Source organism: Paenibacillus bovis (assembly GCF_001421015.2).
GTDB classification, from domain to species: Bacteria; Bacillota; Bacilli; order Paenibacillales; family Paenibacillaceae; genus Saccharibacillus; species Saccharibacillus bovis.
Map to the genome: position 1 here is coordinate 2536606 of NZ_CP013023.1, position 18256 is coordinate 2554861.

17 protein-coding genes are annotated in these 18256 nt (G+C 48.1%); 16 read left to right on the top strand and 1 reads right to left on the bottom strand.

Going from position 1 to position 18256, the window contains the following annotated elements:
• Nucleotides 1-125 precede the first annotated feature (125 nt).
• On the bottom strand, nucleotides 126-323 hold the full coding sequence (locus tag AR543_RS10855) for a hypothetical protein (RefSeq protein ID WP_060534287.1): 198 nt from the start codon (nucleotides 321-323) through the stop codon (nucleotides 126-128).
• Between the two features lie 179 nt (nucleotides 324-502).
• On the opposite strand from AR543_RS10855, the gene rpiA reads away from it, so the two are divergent.
• From rpiA to AR543_RS10935, 16 genes are all read left to right on the top strand, one after another.
• On the top strand, nucleotides 503-1180 hold the full coding sequence (gene rpiA / locus AR543_RS10860) for a ribose-5-phosphate isomerase RpiA (RefSeq protein ID WP_060534288.1): 678 nt from the start codon (nucleotides 503-505) through the stop codon (nucleotides 1178-1180).
• Nucleotides 1181-1532: 352 nt separating this feature from the next.
• Entirely contained in the window at nucleotides 1533-2159 is a 627-nt protein-coding gene (locus AR543_RS10865; RefSeq protein WP_060534290.1) for an FMN-dependent NADH-azoreductase, read from the top strand.
• 180 nt (nucleotides 2160-2339) lie between these two features.
• Nucleotides 2340-2822: a MarR family winged helix-turn-helix transcriptional regulator gene (locus AR543_RS10870; RefSeq protein WP_227871894.1), complete on the top strand. Its 483-nt coding sequence runs from the start codon at nucleotides 2340-2342 to the stop codon at nucleotides 2820-2822.
• Nucleotides 2823-3190: 368 nt separating this feature from the next.
• A complete protein-coding gene (locus AR543_RS10875) occupies nucleotides 3191-3496 on the top strand; it encodes an antibiotic biosynthesis monooxygenase family protein (RefSeq protein ID WP_060534292.1) in 306 nt (101 codons plus the stop codon).
• Nucleotides 3497-3530: 34 nt separating this feature from the next.
• Nucleotides 3531-4610, top strand: a complete 1080-nt coding sequence (locus AR543_RS10880; protein ID WP_060534294.1) for a cobalamin B12-binding domain-containing protein — start codon at nucleotides 3531-3533, stop codon at nucleotides 4608-4610.
• Between the two features lie 31 nt (nucleotides 4611-4641).
• Complete coding sequence (locus AR543_RS10885; RefSeq protein WP_158523953.1) at nucleotides 4642-6381, top strand: ATP-binding protein; 1740 nt, start codon at nucleotides 4642-4644, stop codon at nucleotides 6379-6381.
• A gap of 406 nt (nucleotides 6382-6787) precedes the next feature.
• A complete protein-coding gene (locus tag AR543_RS10890; protein ID WP_064505575.1) occupies nucleotides 6788-7543 on the top strand; it encodes a class I SAM-dependent methyltransferase in 756 nt (251 codons plus the stop codon).
• 41 nt (nucleotides 7544-7584) lie between these two features.
• Nucleotides 7585-8040: a GNAT family N-acetyltransferase gene (locus AR543_RS10895; RefSeq protein ID WP_060534298.1), complete on the top strand. Its 456-nt coding sequence runs from the start codon at nucleotides 7585-7587 to the stop codon at nucleotides 8038-8040.
• A gap of 369 nt (nucleotides 8041-8409) precedes the next feature.
• Nucleotides 8410-10002: a PucR family transcriptional regulator gene (locus tag AR543_RS10900; protein WP_060534300.1), complete on the top strand. Its 1593-nt coding sequence runs from the start codon at nucleotides 8410-8412 to the stop codon at nucleotides 10000-10002.
• A 269-nt stretch (nucleotides 10003-10271) separates the two neighbouring features.
• A complete protein-coding gene (gene uraD / locus AR543_RS10905) occupies nucleotides 10272-10787 on the top strand; it encodes a 2-oxo-4-hydroxy-4-carboxy-5-ureidoimidazoline decarboxylase (protein WP_060534303.1) in 516 nt (171 codons plus the stop codon).
• Nucleotides 10757-11143 (top strand): hydroxyisourate hydrolase, encoded by a 387-nt coding sequence (gene uraH, locus AR543_RS10910; protein WP_227871872.1) that lies wholly within the window; start codon nucleotides 10757-10759, stop codon nucleotides 11141-11143. Before uraD ends, uraH begins: the two co-directional genes overlap by 31 nt.
• 101 nt (nucleotides 11144-11244) lie before the next feature.
• Complete coding sequence (gene allB, locus AR543_RS10915) at nucleotides 11245-12645, top strand: allantoinase AllB (protein WP_060534306.1); 1401 nt, start codon at nucleotides 11245-11247, stop codon at nucleotides 12643-12645.
• Nucleotides 12638-13912, top strand: coding sequence for a M20 family metallo-hydrolase (locus AR543_RS10920; RefSeq protein ID WP_060534308.1), 1275 nt, complete (start codon nucleotides 12638-12640; stop codon nucleotides 13910-13912). The genes allB and AR543_RS10920 overlap by 8 nt, the downstream gene beginning before the upstream one ends.
• Nucleotides 13899-15152, top strand: coding sequence for a pyridoxal-phosphate-dependent aminotransferase family protein (locus AR543_RS10925; RefSeq protein WP_060534310.1), 1254 nt, complete (start codon nucleotides 13899-13901; stop codon nucleotides 15150-15152). Before AR543_RS10920 ends, AR543_RS10925 begins: the two co-directional genes overlap by 14 nt.
• Complete coding sequence (gene ggt, locus AR543_RS10930; RefSeq protein WP_169725610.1) at nucleotides 15152-16741, top strand: gamma-glutamyltransferase; 1590 nt, start codon at nucleotides 15152-15154, stop codon at nucleotides 16739-16741. Before AR543_RS10925 ends, ggt begins: the two co-directional genes overlap by 1 nt.
• 138 nt (nucleotides 16742-16879) lie before the next feature.
• Nucleotides 16880-18205 (top strand): 5'-deoxyadenosine deaminase, encoded by a 1326-nt coding sequence (locus tag AR543_RS10935; protein WP_060534312.1) that lies wholly within the window; start codon nucleotides 16880-16882, stop codon nucleotides 18203-18205.
• The last annotated feature ends 51 nt before the right edge of the window (nucleotides 18206-18256 follow it).

Consider the following 18256-nt stretch of genomic DNA (forward strand, 5'->3'; position numbering starts at 1 on the left):
TAGCCTACGTTTATATAACCCGTTTTGTTGATTTGAAACCAAAATATAAAAATAGATGACGGAATCAGCATTAAATTGATTTTGTAATTCTGATTTACTTGGGATAAAATGTAGCATAGAACAAATCAGGCGTGATATTTACCCTGGGGCTGATCCAGCACCCATTCAAGCATCATGGTCATATCATCAATTCTGGCCAATTGTTCATTCAGGGAAGTGTACGCCGCAGCTTCCGGCGTAAGTGTGGAGAGTCGGGCTTGCAGATTTCTTTTTTGCGTGTTCAATTCGCCTAGCTTGGATTTAATCTGATCTTCGGTTCGCATATGAGTGGCTCCTTTGAGTTGTGAATCGGCAGGATTGGACTGTGTGTATTCACCAGTCCCTAGTATAGTTCAAATGATCCATGAAATCCATGGATGAGCTGACTACATTTGCAGATAAATGCAGAATAGCTACAAAATAGGCGATTATACAAATTTGAGTGATGGAGTGAAACGTTAACATGAATATCAAGCAGCTGGCTGCAGAGAAAGCAGTCGATTGGGTAGAAGATGGCATGATGGTTGGGCTGGGTACCGGTTCAACAGCAGTGTACGCTATTCGCAAGCTCGGGGAACGCGTGCAACAGGGTTTACATATCAAAGCGGTTGCCACATCGGTCGAATCCGAGAAATTGGCAAAAGAGATGTCAATTCCTATTATTCCTTTCGCTGAAGTAGGACAGATTGATCTGACTATTGACGGTGCCGACGAAGTAGATCCGGACTTGAATCTGATCAAGGGTGGCGGCGGAGCGCTGCTGCGCGAGAAAATCGTTGCAGCTCGCAGTCGCCAGGTAATGATCGTAGCCGGAGACAATAAAGTGGTAAAACGTCTGGGTGCTTTCCCGTTGCCGGTGGAGGTCGTCACCTTTGCCCATGAGTGGACCATCGAAAAACTGGCAAGTATGGGCTGCACGCCGGTACTGCGCAAAACGGAATCCGGTGAAGTGTTTGTGACGGATAACGGCAACTACACGGTAGACTGTCATTTCAAGGAAATACTGAATCCGGCGCGTATGCACCGACAGCTGAATGATATTCCCGGCGTTGTCGATAATGGGCTGTTTATCGGCATGGCCAGTACGGCGGTCATTGCCTACAATAGTGGAACAATAGAAATTTTGCGTGCAGGCAAATAAGCAAGATGCCGAATATACACATTGTATATCGGACTCTGCTTCATTTTTTGTAATGAAAAGTAACCTAATGGTACAAACAATATTTCAAAATTAAAAATACCTTTGGGTACTGCAGCTGTATGGCAGCGTACCCACAAGGTATTTTTTAATTTATTTTTAGCATACTGGTCGATATCGAAATAAACATAGCGAGACAGCTCGTTTCTTTCCCAATTATTTTCCCAATAATACATAAACAGAAAAATATCTTAATGTGAAAATTAAGTATTGACAAAACTGCTTTTTTGCACTATCTTTAAATTAAGATTTACTAATTAATAATTTCCCGTGAAATTGAAGGAGAGATATCAATATGTCCAAAGTATTATTCGTCAAAGCAAATAACCGTCCTGCCGATCAGGCAGTCAGCGTTCAACTGTATGAAGCATTCCTGAACAGCTACAAAGCAGCTCATCCACAGGATGAAGTAGAAGAACTGGATCTGTTCGCAGAAAACCCTCCTTACTACGATGCATTTGTACTGGGTGCAAACTTCAAGGCTTCCCAGGGTATGGAAGTAACTTCCGAAGAGCAGGCTGCTGTAGATCGCATCAACCGCTACATGAACCAATTCCTGGCTGCTGAGAAAGTTGTTATTGCTTTCCCACTGTGGAACTTCACAGTTCCTGCTGTACTGCACACGTACTTTGACTACCTGTCCCAAGCAGGCAAAACATTCAAATACACTCCGGAAGGTCCTGTAGGACTGGCTGGCGGTAAAAAAGTAATGCTGCTGCATGCTAGCGGCGGTGTATATTCCGAAGGTCCTGGAGCAGACATCGAACTGGCTGTAAGATATGTACGCACACTGCTCGGATTCTGGGGCATTACAGATGTAGAGAAATTCATTATTGAAGGTCACAATGCATTCCCTGACCGTTCCCAACAGATCGTTGCTGAAGGTCTGGAACAAGCTGCTGAGACTGCAAAAGGCTTCTAAGCTGCAATAGAATAAATTTTAGTCAATAAGCAAGTGATATGTTAAAATAGGTAGCGTCTGTACAGTTGGTTCGTACTCTTTATTTCATTAATAAAGAAGAACACGTGCAGGCGCTCTTATATACTCGTAGGGAGGACGCAGGATGCATCCAACCGTTTTTAGCAGAGAGGAGGAAGTATGATGGAAGCCGAAATGAACATCAATAATCCAAACAGTGATGAGATGGAAGAGAAAGAATCTCTTCATTTATTAATAGTATTATCCCGTACGTATCAATCAATCATGACGCATATTCATCGTGATATTCAGAGTTATGGACTGAATCCTACCGAATTTGGGGTGCTGGATTTCCTTTATCACAGCGAGACATCCCAGCCGCTGCAAAAGATCGGCGAAAAAGTATTGATTTCCAGCGGAAATATTACGTATGTCGTCGACAAACTGGAAAAGAAAAATATGCTGTGCCGCAGAGCCTGTGAAGAAGATCGCCGCGTTATTTTTGCAGAGCTGACCCAGCAAGGCAAAGACTTTTTTGAAAGCATTTTTGCAGGACACAAAAAAGTAATTCAACATGCAATGGCTGGACTGGATCATGACGAGAAATTGCAGGTTATCCCGTTATTAAAAAAACTGGGCTTTGCAGCCGCCGGTAAAATAGTCTGATCGGTAGAACTCCTACCGGTTGGACTTTTTTTGTTGAAATAAGTGCAATATATAATAGAACATAAAAAGAATAGAACATAAAAAGAATGGTTTTTAACACACGAGCGGCTGATCTCTGTGTTTTTTTATTTCCGGTCGGCAGCCACTTATAAATCCCCTGTATACAGGGTGTTTTGACCTGTTTATATAGGACAGACAGTTAGCGGAAGCAGCTAAATTGGTTGTATCGGAACTTGCTTAATTACGCAATGTATGGGAAAATTTCACTAATGACTATTCAATAGCGGACAACGTTGTTGTAGGCGTTTAACTTGACGGGCTCATGGATATGATATAAGCTCGTAATTCATTTAGGGGGAAATAATTTCGTGTATATTGTACAATCCATTGTCCAGGTGCCGGAACACAAAGCCGAAGAGCTGGTGGAAGTTTACCGTAACCGCAGCAGGTCAGTGGATCGGCAGCCGGGATTTGTATCTTTTCAACTTCTTCAGAGTGAGACTACACCGGGTGAATTGATCGTTCACATGTCCTGGGATACCAAAGAAAGTTATATGGCCTGGGTACAGAGCTCCGATTTCAAACGTATACATGAACTGGAAAAAGCATATCCAGATCAGGAACTAACAGATATCAAGCCTGCTGTCAGACGTTATCTGGTACGTGCGGAGTAGTCCTCTTTACTGACAAGTCAGGAGGTGTCCGCAGATGGCCTTACAGGAAAAAGAAACAGCAGGACAACAATTAATTATAGAAGCAGACCGGCTTGCAGAACAGGTTACCCATATGCAGTACCTGAAACAGCCAGATCTGTACCAGCGTTTTGGAGCCAAGGGTAGAGAGCGAACGAAACAGGATTCTTTGTACAGCTTGAGTTATTTAGCTGAGAGCGTACTTATGAAAAGTCCTGCTTTGTTCATGAACTATATCTCTTGGCTCAAATTGCTTTTAAGCGGTTATCGTGTAACCGAAGAAGATCTGATTGTGAATCTAGTAGCGATCAAACGGGTACTGCTTGATCATTTCGAACATAATGACAAATCCAGTGTAGTGGATTATCTGGATATGGGCATTGACCATGTTCGCACAGTAGAGCTTCAGCAAACCTATATTACGGAAGATTCCGTACTGGGAGCAGAGGCCCGAGAATATCTGGAGTATCTGCTGCAGGCAGATCGCAAGCAAGCCTACACTCTTATTGTTACTCTACTCGATCAGGGAATCGCCATAAAAGATATTTATATTCATATTTTTCAGAAATCACAGTACGAAATCGGTAGGTTATGGCAGATTAGCCGGATAAATGTCGCACAGGAGCATTATTGTACAGCTGCGACACAGAGTATTATCTCTCGATTATATCCATACTGGCTGCAAGCAAGCAGTTCTGGCAGACCGCGCCGACTGGTATCCGCCTGTGTCGGTACAGAGCAGCATGAGATTGGTATTCGGATGCTGACCGACTTTTTTGAAATGGATGGCTGGGATACGTATTATCTGGGAGCCAATGTTCCCGACCACAGTCTGATTCAGTCTATTACAGATTACGAGGCGGATATTGTAGCCATTTCGGTAACTATGACCTTTCATGTTCATCTTGTTCATGAATTGATTGAGAAGATCAGGGCATCCGAGAAGACCGCACAGATCAAAATTATCGTCGGAGGGTTGCCTTTTAATATAGATCGGAGTCTCTGGAAACTGGTGGGAGCAGATGGTTATGCTCCGGATGCGAATGAAGCCATTCAATTGGCTGATACTCTGGTACCTGTGGCAGAACTCGGATAAACCGGATCAGCCGGATTATAGGGAAGGGAAGATGAATACAATGTCAAATGCAGAGCATGAAATCATGGTTTTGCGCAAAACGATTGAAGATCTTTCCCACCAGATTATCAATAGCAAACACCAGGAAGAACGAATTTTGTCCGAATTCTCTTCGATGAACAGCGAACTGGTCAATCTGCAGCGTCTGCTTGCCAAAAGCAATGCAGAGCTCAAGGCAGCACGGGAAGAAGCGGTCAATGCTAATCAGGCACGGGCCCGCTTTCTGGCGATTATGACCCACGAGATACGTACACCGATGAATGGTGTGATCGGCATGGCGGAGATTCTGCTATCCTCGGACCTCTCGGATGAACAGAAGCGCTCGGTACTGCTGATTCAGGAATCGGCCGAGCTGCTGCTCGGGATGATCAACAATATGCTGGATCTGTCCAAAATGGAAGCAGGCAAAATGCAGCTGCAGGAAAGTACGGTCAATATGCGCCTGCTGCTGGATCATATCATTCGTCTAATCGAACCAAAGGTACGCGAAAATGAAAATACCATTTCTGCATTTATTGATTATCGTGTAGAAAGTAACCTGATCGGCGACGGTGGACGAATTCGCCAGATCTTGCTGAATTTGCTCAGTAATGCGAATAAGTTTACCCAGAATGGTAAAATCGAGATCAGTATACAGCTGAAAGAAAATAGTGCAAATTTACAATCCCTCCACATTGAGGTGTCTGATACAGGCATCGGCATTGCGCCGGATCATCAAAAGAATCTATTCCAGCCCTATGCACAGGCAGACCGGCCGGAGCAGCAGGATGTGGAAGGAACCGGGCTGGGACTCTCCATCTGTAAGTCATTGGTAGAGTTAATGGAAGGAACAATTGATTTGAAAAGCGATAAAGGCAAAGGTTCTACGTTCTGGTTCGATATTCCACTCAAGAAAAGCCCGAAAGAATCGGAGCTGCTCGTTCAGACAAGAGCAAGCAGCAACGAGCAATCAGGCAGTCAGAACGAATCTTCAGTACCGCCTCTAGCTGTCAACCAGATGGAAAATCCGATTCTGATCGTAGAAGATAATCCGATCAACAGTCAGGTTATTCAGCTCCAATTAAAGAAAATGGGCATTACCAATGTGCATACAGCGATTAATGGACAAGAAGCGGTCTCTATCTATCTCAGTCATAATTATCTGATGGTACTGATGGATAATCGAATGCCGGTAATGGACGGTTTTCAGGCTACACGCAAAATTCGCGAACTGGAAGCCACCGAGATGCGTGTAGCTGTTCCGATTATTGCACTTACCGCGAATACCAGTCAGGAAGATCGGCAGCGTTGTCTGGATGTAGGTATGGACGATATTCTGACCAAGCCGGTGAATTTGGATAGTCTGACTCGCATTATGCATAAATGGCTACCAGTTACGATTACTGAAAAAATTCTGGATATGAGTGTGATTCAGGAGATTATAGAATTAAATGAAGCCGGAGATCCGGAAGTACTGCGCACGCTGATTGGCATGTATCAGAGCGAGACACCAAAGAAGCTGGAACGATTGCGCAGACTGGCTGCTGCAGGTGACGCGGAAGCACTCGCAGACGCAGCCCATGAATTGAAATCGGGCAGTCTCAGTATTGGGATCAATCACTTATCCCAGCTGCTATCCGAGATTGAGAAAAAATCGCGCCAGCAGGATATGCAGGACATATCACAAATGGTCGAAGCCTTGTTCCCTGCTTACGAAAAAGCCAAGAAAGAACTGGAACAGCTGGTAAATTAAAAGATCGGTTAGAGCCTGTTATGCGTAATGCATACAGGCTCTTTTTGCTATACAGGTGTGCAGGAGGGATTACAGGCTATAGAAATACATAAGGTACAAGGACAGTCATACAGGTAGAAGGATATCTTTTTGTATAAAAAAAATCGGACAGACAAGGAATACAGCAATAGAGAAAGTGAAAAATAGCTATAGGTCGTGAAAATATAAGTTGGATATGAATCAGCGGATATAGGAGAAGGTTAGCCTGGAATCCGCGATAGCGCATATTACTATCACTATGTAGGCAACCCCGCCGTTATGGGTAATGGTACTTAAGTAAATGGAGCGGCTGCTTAATGACAGAAGGAAATAGTTGGCGGCCCGTATACCTGCAGGATCAAATATAAGGAAACAGGAGTGATATATAATGTGTGCATCATTTGATACAGCAAGAGAATCTGAAGCTAAATACCATGAGCAATTTTACAAGGAAAATGAATTGTTTGAATCAGGCAGCTGGATATCCCAGCCTACTCCGCTCGTTATGGAACTGCTGCAGCGGCTGCTCAAATACACGCCTGCACCTCATGTGCTGGATCTGGCCTGCGGAGTAGGACGTCATGCGATACCGGTAGCCCAGCAGCTTACACAGGGCGGCCATGTGACCGGAGTAGATCTGCTGGAAGATGCGATTGATCAGCTGCAGAAGTATGCTGCCAAGTATGAAGTGGAAGACCGGATTCAGGCAATAACGCATGATGTGGAGAATTACCAGATTGAGCCGGACAGCTGCGATTATATTATTGCAACAGGCTGTCTGGAGCATTTGTCTTCCGAAGAATCCTTCCGTCAGGTATTGAAACAGATGCAGGCAGGAACACGAATGGGTGGAATTCACTTTATTTCGATGACGTCTTCGGTACAGCAGGTTGAGCAGGATACGGACAAGGTCGAAGAAGGCAATATTGAGCTGAATCTGAGTACGGAGCGTCTGCTGGAGATTCTGGATGAGAGCTATGCAGGCTGGAATGTACTGGCACGCAAAGCAGTAGCACAAGCCATAGAAGAAAACAAGGATGACAAGGATATTGAGCTTCGCGGGAACTGGGTCACCTATGCGGTCTGCAGGGAACCGGAAGAATCTCGTCCAGATAGGTTGCAGCAGATCAAGCCGGAGGAGTAAAATAGTGAGGATGTGGATATGAGCAAACAGGAGGAACTATTGTGCTGGAATTAATTAATGATCGTCTGGAAGAACCCGAACTGCGTGAACTGTTATCCTATGCTGTCTTCCCGGATGAGGATGTACTAAACGCTGTTATTGAACAATATCGTACCGAACCGGAGCTGCGGCTGTATGGATATCTGGAAGAAGGCGTGTGGATTGGCGTCATTGGCTGTGCACAGGATCAGGAAATGCCGGATGCGCTCCGTGTACGTCATATGGCTATCGCTCCCGATGAACGTGGACTGGGCTATGGACGCGGTATTATACTCAAGCTGCTGGCTATGGAAAAGCCGACTATGCTGATGGCAGATGCCGATGCCGAAGGCGCCGAATTTTACCGGAATATCGGTTTCTCGGTAGTAAGTACAGGAGCCAATGCTTTTGGTGCAGAAGGAACTTCCGAGCAATTCGTGTGTATTTTCCATGCTGAGGAAGAAGAAACAGAAGAGTAATCCAAGATTTGTTCTGCCTCGCATAATCGGGGAAAAGATGATTTATTTCTGCTGAATAAGCGGGCAGCGACCAAAATGCCTGTAATGGATAAAAAGCCTTTTGTAATGATAATCTGTGCTCTTTCGGGAGAACAGACTGTCATATGCAAAAGGCTTTTTGTATATAAGAATATTCTTCTAGCTTATAGGCAGAAACTACTTCACTTATAACTTATCCATATAGTACGCTTGCTGACTTCTATGTTATAATACTTGACAATATTCAAATATATAACCGGAAAACAGGTTCGGAAAGCGACAAAATGGAAAAAAGCAGCAGGATTTACCTATTCATCAACAAGTAATGTCAAGTAAATGGGAGGTACTCGTATGCAATTGACTGTTCAGGAAGCGTTGGCGGTGTACCCGCTATCAGAAGCGCGACTGGTTGCGGGTGCCGGCGGAACGTCACGGCTGATGAAGTCGGTGAACGTAATGGATGCACCGGATATTGCCGACTGGGTGAAAAGTGGTGAAATGCTCTTTACCACGGCTTTTCTGATGAAAGACAATCAGGAGGAAGCGATCAAGCTCATGCGCAAGCTGAATGAACGCGGATGTGCAGGCATGGGGGTCAAATTGGGACGCTTCTGGGATGTGATCCCGCAGGTCATTATCGAGGAAGCAGATCGACTGCAATTTCCGCTGCTGGAACTGCCGTTTGAATTTACGTTTTCGGATCAGATGAATGCCCTGTTCCAGGTAGAGCATGAGCGCAGCACCAAGCTATTGCAATCTGTACTGTCCAAGCAAAAGCAGCTAATGCAGTTTGCGCTTCATCAGGATTCGCATGTCAATGTATTTGCCGTGCTGGAGACTATTCTGAAATATCCTGTCGCTATTATCGGTTCACGCGGACACGTACTATATAACAGTGGCGAAGGTCGGGAAGATGGTCTGCTGCAGGGCTGGCCCTGGAAAATAGCACTGACACGGGTGAAATGGAATCAGGGCAGCTGCTACCGGGTACCGATTATGCAGCGCGATGAGCATTATGGGTTTCTGCTTGTATTTACCGATACTGCGATTCAGTTAAAGGAAGAAGAAGAGTTGTTCCAGCAGGCGGCTGAGGTACTGGCATTCCACATGGACACTACATACCGCGAACATATCAATCCGGGTATTCAGGACAAAATGCGTACACTCGTATCCGAGCATCTTGGCCGTCGTATTACGCTGACCGATCTGGTTCAGGGTGCTGAGCATTTGGGGATCAATCTGTTTCCGGGACCGTATCAGTGTGTGCTGACGACGCTGGAGCCGCAGGCTTTTTCCTCCGAGAAACGGCTGGCACAGATTCATCAGGAATTGCAGTACAATCCGCTGATGCAGTTGTTTCCGTCGCAGCACTTTCGGGTGGAAGAAGGTATTCTGTCGATCTATGCCTGTCCGTCAGAGCGGGATTATGGGGAAGAATTGTCTGCTTTCCTGATGAACCGGTTTGAAGATATGGCAGGGCTGGCCAGCAGTGGAGGCAGTCCGCGCTTTTGGATCAGCAATATCAAGCTCAAGCCGGATTCTTTTCGGGAAGCCTATCAGGAAGCGGCAGAGACGCGCAAGCTGGCCAAACGGTTTGGCATGGGACATATGGCGCTACAGTTTCATACGGTGGAGTTTGCCTATGTATTCCAGCATGTGCCGGAACAGATTATGGAAACTTACTGTCATAAAGTATTGGAGCCGCTGACGATCCGGGACGGCGATCCTAATCAGGTGCTGATGAATACGCTGGAAGCTTTCGTAGAAAATGATGGTCTGATCAACGAAGCTGCTCGGCAGCTGTATGTGCATCGGAATACCGTTACTTATCGGATGGACAAAATTGGCAGTATGCTGCAGATGGATTTCAAGAAAACAAATGATCTGTTAAAGCTGAAGATGGTCTTTACTTTTCGTAAATTTCTAAAGCACAAACCGTCCTGAATCGATAATCTCATAGTAAAGGCAATGCCTGGTCCTGTGATCAATAGATGTTGCTGCTTGTACCCTTATCTGTATGGAGTATCTCCCGGATAAGGGTTTTTGCTGTGCAGCAACCGAAAAGGATAAGGCATAGATCACAAAACGCTACTATTGTGTTATGTTATATGACAAAATAAAAATAAATAAGTTGATATGTTCGATTACCTTACGTAAAATGATAAAAATATCTGATTTTACCGACTATACCAAACAAAATGAGGTTGATATTGATGATATCTGTAGAGCAGCCATGGAATGCTTGGACAAAAGAAGAATTTATACAGCATTTTGGCGGATTGTATGAACATTCCGCCTGGGTAGCCGAGCAGGTATGGGAGTACAAGCCATTTGCCAGCTTACAGGAAATGCTGGATCGTATGAATGAAGTGGTTCTATCTTCCGGCAGGGACAAACAGCTGGAGCTGCTGAGACAGCATCCGGATCTGGGCAGCCGAATTCAGATGAGTGAACATTCACAATCCGAGCAGGCAGGCGCCGGGCTGACTGATTTATCCGCCGATCAGTATGAACGCTTATCACGCGGGAACAGTGAATACACGGCGACGTACTCTTTTCCTTTTATCCTGGCTGTCAAAGGTAAAACGGCAGATCAGATTCTGGCAGCACTGGAAGCGCGTCTTGGTCAACCGGAGGAGGAGGAATTTGTTACTGCCCTGCAGCAGGTGCAGATTATTGTTGGATTGCGGCTGAGAGAATGGGCGAGCCGCCATGGTATGACGGTATGAAAGGCAAAGTAACTACACATGTACTTGATCTGGGCAAAGGAGGCCCGGCAGTAGGAATGAAGGTGGCGCTATATGCCGAAGATTCTCTTGTAGCGCTGGCTAGCGGCGTGACCAATGAGGATGGCCGACTGGATGAGCCGCTGCTATCCGTAGAAGCCATGCAGCCGGGAATCTATCAATTGATCTTTTATGCGGGGGATTATCTTCGTTACCAGGCGGAACACAATCAGGTGACACAGACCTTATCACTGTGGGATCAGATTCCGATTCGGTTCACGATAACTGATGAACAGGGCAATTATCATATTCCACTGCTGCTGTCACCCGGTGGTTACAGCACTTATAGAGGCAGTTAGCAGCAACTGGTTTGTTTGCCGGAAACGAATAGTATGGGAGCCATGCAGCGTTAGATCGGCCAGATGCAGTAATCCTATATTTGCACAAAGGGGGAAGGGTTATGCAGCCAAATACCTGGAATTGTATTATCAAAGGAGGACTGGTTGTGCTGCCGGATCGAATCGAGCAGCTGGATATTGTTATCCAAGAAGGCAGGATACAATCGCTAATGCCGTATCAGACTGCATCAGAAGAACTGCCACTGCCGGTAATCGATGCAGCCGGACTGCATGTACTTCCTGGTGCGATAGATATTCATGTTCATTTTAACGAGCCGGGTCTGGGTGCCTGGGAAGGGTTCGAGACAGGTTCGGCAGCACTGGCGGCAGGAGGCATTACTACTTATGTTGATATGCCGCTCAATGGAGTACCGCCAACCGTCAAACCGGAATACCTGATATTGAAAAAACAGGCGGCCGAAGGACGTTCCTATGTGGATTATGCATTATGGGGTGGTCTGGTAGAAGGGAATATCGACCAGCTGGAGGGACTTGCAGCCGGCGGAGCAGCAGGATTCAAAGCGTTTATGTCAGAACCGGGAGGAGAAGGAGAAGAGATCTTCACCCGGGCAGATGATCAGACGCTGCTGGAAGGCATGAAGGAGATTGCCCGGCTCGGTGGGGTGCTGGCAGTGCACGCAGAAGATGAACAGCTCGTCTCGGTTCTGGCGGCGGAGGCCCGGCAGCAGGGGAGAATGGACGCGATAGATTATATCCATTCCCGTCCGGTGGAAGCAGAAATGCTGGCTGTACAGCAGGCACTGTCCTATGCTCGCGAGAGCGGCTGTGCACTGCACTTTGTACATATTAGCAGCCGGGAAGCCGTCGATATAATCATAGCAGCCAAAAAGGAAGGGCTGGATGTAACTGTAGAAACCTGTCCGCATTATCTGGTGCTGACAGAAGAATCGATGCTGACGCAGGGAAGCATTGTCAAATGTGCTCCGCCTCTGCGAAGCCGACAGCAGCAGGAACAGCTGTGGGAAGCAGTCCGTGAAGGATTAATCGATATTATCGCCTCGGATCATTCGCCGTGTCCTCCGGCTATGAAGCAATCAGATGACTTTTTTGCAGTCTGGGGAGGTATATCGGGTGGACAGAGTACACTGCTGCTTATGCTGGAACAGGGCTACCATCAGCGGGGTATTCCGCTGCCACAGCTGATGCAGATGCTGGCTGACCAGCCGGCCGAACGGCTGGGATTAAGCCATATCAAAGGCAAAATCGCTGAAGGCATGGATGCAGATCTGGTATTGGTCAATCTGACGGAGCCTTACGAACTGACTTATGAAGAATTGTATGACCGACATAAACAGAATCCGTACACTGGCTTTACTTTTTCTTCTACTATTGTACGCACACTGGTAAGGGGAAATACGGTGTATCAATCTGAACAGGGGCTTGTCTCCCAACCTGTAGGCCGATTCATCGCCCGGCAGCCAGGAGGTGTAGTTCATGGTTGAGCAGACAGCAGCAGTGCTGGATCAATACAGTATCCGAATGAATGATATGCTGGAATGGCTGTCCGGTTACGGGGCGGATGAGCAGGGAGGGGTAACCCGGCTGTTGTACAGTAGAGAATGGATAGCTGCGCAGGAAGCCTTGTCTTCTTATATGAAAGAACAGGGTCTGGAGACTTTCTATGATCAGGCGGGTAATCTGACTGGCCGGCTCGTAGGGAGCAATCCTGATCTGTTGCCGGTAGTCACCGGGTCACATATCGATACAGTGATCTGCGGCGGTAAATATGATGGGACCTATGGTGTAGTCGCTGGTATTCTGGCGCTTGCCTATTTGCAGCAGGTATATGGACCGCCGGTACGAACGATTGATGTAATCTCGCTCTGTGAAGAAGAGGGCAGCCGGTTTCCGCTAACCTACTGGGGTTCGGGCAATATAGCCGGAAATTATAGTATGGAACGGATTCCGGCAGTGTCGGATCGGGAAGGGATTACGTTGGAAGAGGCCATGTCAGCAGCCGGATTTGGTCCAGATTCACCCTACAGATCATGTTTGCGGAGCTGGGATGCATATATCGAACTGCATATTGAACAGGGCTTTGTACTGGAGCGCAGTCAGCAGCAGATTGGCATCGTGAATGGTATTGTCGGTCAGCGACGTATCCGTGTAAGTGTTGGCGGAGAAAGCAATCATGCCGGCACAACGCCAATGGGCTGGCGTCGTGATTCGCTGGCCTGTGCTGCTGAAATGATTACCTGTATCCGCCATTCGGCTCTGGAAATGGGCGATCCGCTGGTAGCTACCGTAGGATCAATCCAGCCTTCGCCTGGAGTATCCAATGTAATCGCCGGAGAAACGATATTTACTCTGGATATTCGCCATCTGGACCGGAAAGTACTGGATGAATATACAGATAAGCTTCAGCAGAAGCTGCGCAAGATCGCCAGCCAGGAAGGAATGGATATGTACTGGGAGGAGAATCTGAATATTGATCCGGTACTGATGCATCCGGATATTATTACGGATTTGCAGCACATATGCGAGTCGTCAGGGATCGCCTGCCGCACTATGCCAAGCGGTGCCGGACATGATGCACAGGTACTGGGCAGTCAGCGTCCGGCAGCTATGATTTTTGTACCGAGTCGGCAAGGGATCAGTCATAATCCACTGGAATATACTGCTGACGAAGATCTGATGCAGGGTTTCCGTGTACTCACAGAATGGTTATACCAATATGCTTATCGAGGTGAATGCCATGAAACGTTATAAAGATCTTGCACCACCACCGCGTACGATTATGACACCGGGTCCTGTAGAAGTCGATCCACGTGTGCTGCGAGCGATGTCCTATCCGATTCTGGGACAGTTCGATCCAGCTTTTACCGATCTGATGAATGAGACGATGGAAATGCTGCGTGAACTATTCGTTACCGGTAATCAGTGGTGTTATCCGGTTGACGGCACTTCCCGATCGGGACTGGAGGCTGTTCTGGTCAGCCTGATCGAACCGGGTGATCGTGTACTCGTACCGATCTATGGTCGATTCGGACATTTGCTCACCGAGATTGCCGAGCGCTGTGGTGCAGAGGTTATCACCATTGAAGCCGAATGGGGAACCGTATTCGATCCACAGCAGGTTATTGACGCTATTCGCCAGTATCGCCCTGCATTGGTAGCCATGGTACATGGGGAGACATCGACAGGATGCATGCAGCCGCTGCGCGAAATCGGTCATTATTGCCGGGAAATGGATGTGCTGTTTGTTGTGGATGCGGTCGCTACGATTGGAGGCGTCCCGGTATATGCGGATAAATGGCAGATCGATGCTGTGATGGGAGGAACCCAGAAGTGCCTTTCGGTACCTGCAGGCATGGCACCGCTCACCTACAATGACCGGGTCGAGCGCAAGTTGCTGGCTCGCAAAAGTATCGAGCGAGGACTGCGTACAGCTTCTGAATTCCAGCCAGCCGCTATATCGGGGCACAGTCGTATCGCCAGCAATTATCTGGATCTGGCCCAGCTGCAGGATTACTGGAGTCCGGCCCGGCTGAATCATCATACCGAGGCGACCTCTATGCTCTATGCCCTGCGGGAAGGGCTTCGTATTCTGCTGGAAGAAGGTCTGGAGGCACGCTTTGCCCGCCATGCGGAAAACGGAGCAGCGATTGTAGCCGGTGTGCGCGGGATGGGACTCCAGCTGTTCGGCAATGATCAGGCCCGTTTGCCGGTTGTGACCTGTATTGAGATTCCGCCAGGTATTGACGGCGAGAGTGTACGCTCCATGTTGCTGGAGGATTTTGGTATTGAAATCGCCAGTTCATTCGGTCCATTGAAGGGCAGAATCTGGCGAATCGGCAGCATGGGCTACAGCAGCAGCCGCAAAAATGTACTGCATGTACTGGGAGCGCTGGAAGCAACGCTGCTGCGGCATGGATTCAAGCTGCCGGCAGGGGAGGGAGTACAGGCTGCACTGGATGTCTATGCACGCAAGGAGGAAGTGACGTGCTGATGAATCTGATGCCGCGCTCGCGTAAAGGAATGGTCGCTGCGCCTCATTACCTGGCCAGTCAGACCGGCGCATTTATTTTGCAATCCGGCGGCAATGCAGTCGATGCAGCTGTCGCAGTCAGTGCGGTATTGGGTGTGGTCTATCCGCATATGACCGGGCCTGGCGGAGATGCCTTTTTCCTGATTCATGATGGAAAAACAGGAGAAATCACCGCCTATAATGGCAGTGGACGTTCAGCCGCAGGTGCTGTGCCAGAGTGGTATCTAAATAAAGGATACACGTCGATTCCACAGCGAGGGCCACTCGCTGCAGTAACAGTACCGGGAATGGTAGACGCCTGGGCAGCGGTCTGGAACCGATATGGGCGTCTGCCCTGGGCAGAGGTAATGGCGCCGGCTATCCGTTATGCCAAAGAAGGATTTCCAGCTTCACCGAGTCTGGCCCGCTGGACGGTGCGTGATCTGGAGTGGCTGCAAGCGGACCCGTATCTATACCAGACTTTTCTTAAAGCCGGACAACCGCTGGAGGAAGGGGATCTGGTTATACAGCCCAAGCTTGCTGAAGCTATGCAGGGAATTGCGGAGCATGGACGCGATTATATGTATACCGGTCTATTGGGACAACAGATAGGGCAAGCAGCAGCGCATGATGGCAGTCTGCTGACCGCCGAAGATTTTGCAGCGCATCGAGGAGAATGGGTAGAACCTATTTCTACCAGCTATCGGGATCATCAGGTATACCAGCTGCCGCCGAATACACAGGGATTTTCACTGCTGATGATGCTCAATATGCTGGAGCAGACAGAGTTGTCGTCAGTCGCCCGCTTTTCACCGGAATTCTATCATCTGATGACCGAGACGGTCAAAAAGGCTTTTCGCGATCGGGATCGTTATCTTACCGATCCGGGATTCCGGCATATTCCGCTGGAGCGACTGCTGTCCAAGCCGTATGCGCACAAGCTCTGGTATGAAATGCAGTATCAGCCGCAGGCGGCCGAACATCTGTCTGCAGCAATGGGACAGGATACAGCCTATGCCGCTGTAGCAGACGACGAAGGCAATGCCGTCTCGTTTATCCAGAGCCTGTATTTCGATTTTGGATCAGCTTATGTGCCGGGCGGTCAGGGTGTGATTTTGCAAAATCGGGGGTCCTTTTTCTCATTGGATGATCGGCTGCCCAATGTATTGGAGCCCCGCAAACGCACATTTCATACGCTCATGCCCGGCATGGTCACCAAAAATGGCAGACCTTATCTGCTGCTCGGTACCCAGGGCGGCGAAGGACAACCGCAGACCCAGCTGTCTATCCTGACCGGCATGATCGATTACAAGCTGAATATCCAGCAGGCTATTGCTCTTCCGCGCTGGCTGTACGGCCGGACCTGGGGAACGCTTAGCGATACGTTGAAGATTGAGAATCGCTCGTATGAGGATATCTATTCCAGACTGGAAGCTTACGGACATACCGTCGAGCCTGTAAGCGACTACGATGCACTCATGGGCGAAGCACAGGGGATTCATATCAGCGAGCAGGGCGTATTCAGCGGGGCTGCCGATCCACGCAGTGATGGCATGGCGATCGGGATATAATCGGAGGCTATGGACGGGCTTGGTTCCGGTACAGCTTCAACAGTAGATAAACACTCTAGACAGAGCAGATAACCATACTGCCGCAGACTCTATTCGTAAATAACGTCGCAGCAGCTACACATCAGAGGGGGAAGCAGAATGGGAAGCATACTGATCAGGCAGGCACAGATTGTAACCATGAATGACAAAGAAGAAGTGTTCATCGGGGATTTGCTGATTGAGAACAATATGATTGTCAAAATAGGCACCCATCTCGACGATCATGCCGATTGTGAGATAGATGCACGCGGCAAAACATTGCTGCCCGGCTTTATCCAGACCCATATTCATTTGTGTCAGACCATTTTCCGCGGACGTGCCGATGATATGGAACTGATGGACTGGCTGCGTAAACGGATCTGGCCGCTGGAAGCTGCCCATGACGAAGAATCCATTTTCTACTCGGCGCTTCTCGGTATAGGCGAACTTATTTCCAGCGGGACAACGACAATCTGCGATATGGAGACAGTGAATCATACGGATTCGGCTTTTCAAGCGATGGCACAAAGTGGTCTGCGTGTCATTTCCGGCAAGGTCATGATGGATCATGGCGATGATGTACCCGTTCCATTGCAGGAGAAAACAGAGGAATCTCTGCAGAAAAGTGTAGATTTGCTGGAAAAATGGAATGGATTTGGCGGCGGACGTATCCAGTATGCCTTCTGTCCGCGTTTTGTTGTCTCGTGTACCGAGAAGCTGCTGACCGAAGTGCGTGACCTGTCTGCCCAGTATCATGTACGAGTGCATACCCATGCTTCGGAGAACCGCGGAGAGATTGCACTGGTCGAGCAGGAACGGGGCATGCGTAATATTGTCTATCTGGATCATATCGGTCTGGCGAATCCGCGCTTGATCCTGGCACATTGTGTCTGGCTGAGCGAAGAGGAAAAGCAGATCCTGCACAAGCGCGGAGTCAAGGTGACTCATTGTCCGGGTTCCAATATGAAGCTGTCTTCCGGGATTGCGGAAATTCCCGACCTGATGAATCGGCATATTCATGTCGGTATAGGGGCAGATGGTGCTCCCTGCAATAATAATCTGGATATGTTCCAGGAAATGCGGATGACTGCACTGATACAAAAAGTACCGCATGGGCCGACAGTAATGGACGCGCGCACCGTTTTGCGCATGGCAACGATGGGGGGCGCGGAAGTGCTGGGATTGTCCAGGGAAATCGGCAGTCTGGAAGTAGGCAAAAAAGCCGATCTTGTACTGCTGGACCTCGAAGATTATCATACATTCCCGTCGCACGATGTCGATGTCTATTCACGAGTCGTGTACTCTTCTACACGCAGCAATGTGGATACGGTAATTATTGATGGACAGATTGTGTTCGAGAACCGCCAGGTCAAAACAATCGACCGCAGTATTGTGCTGCGTGAATCCGATCGTTCCATCAAACGTCTGCTTAGTCGTATCGGCTGATTTGCAGGTATGGTAACAGATTCTAGATTTTGCTGGGAAAAGGAGAGTTGG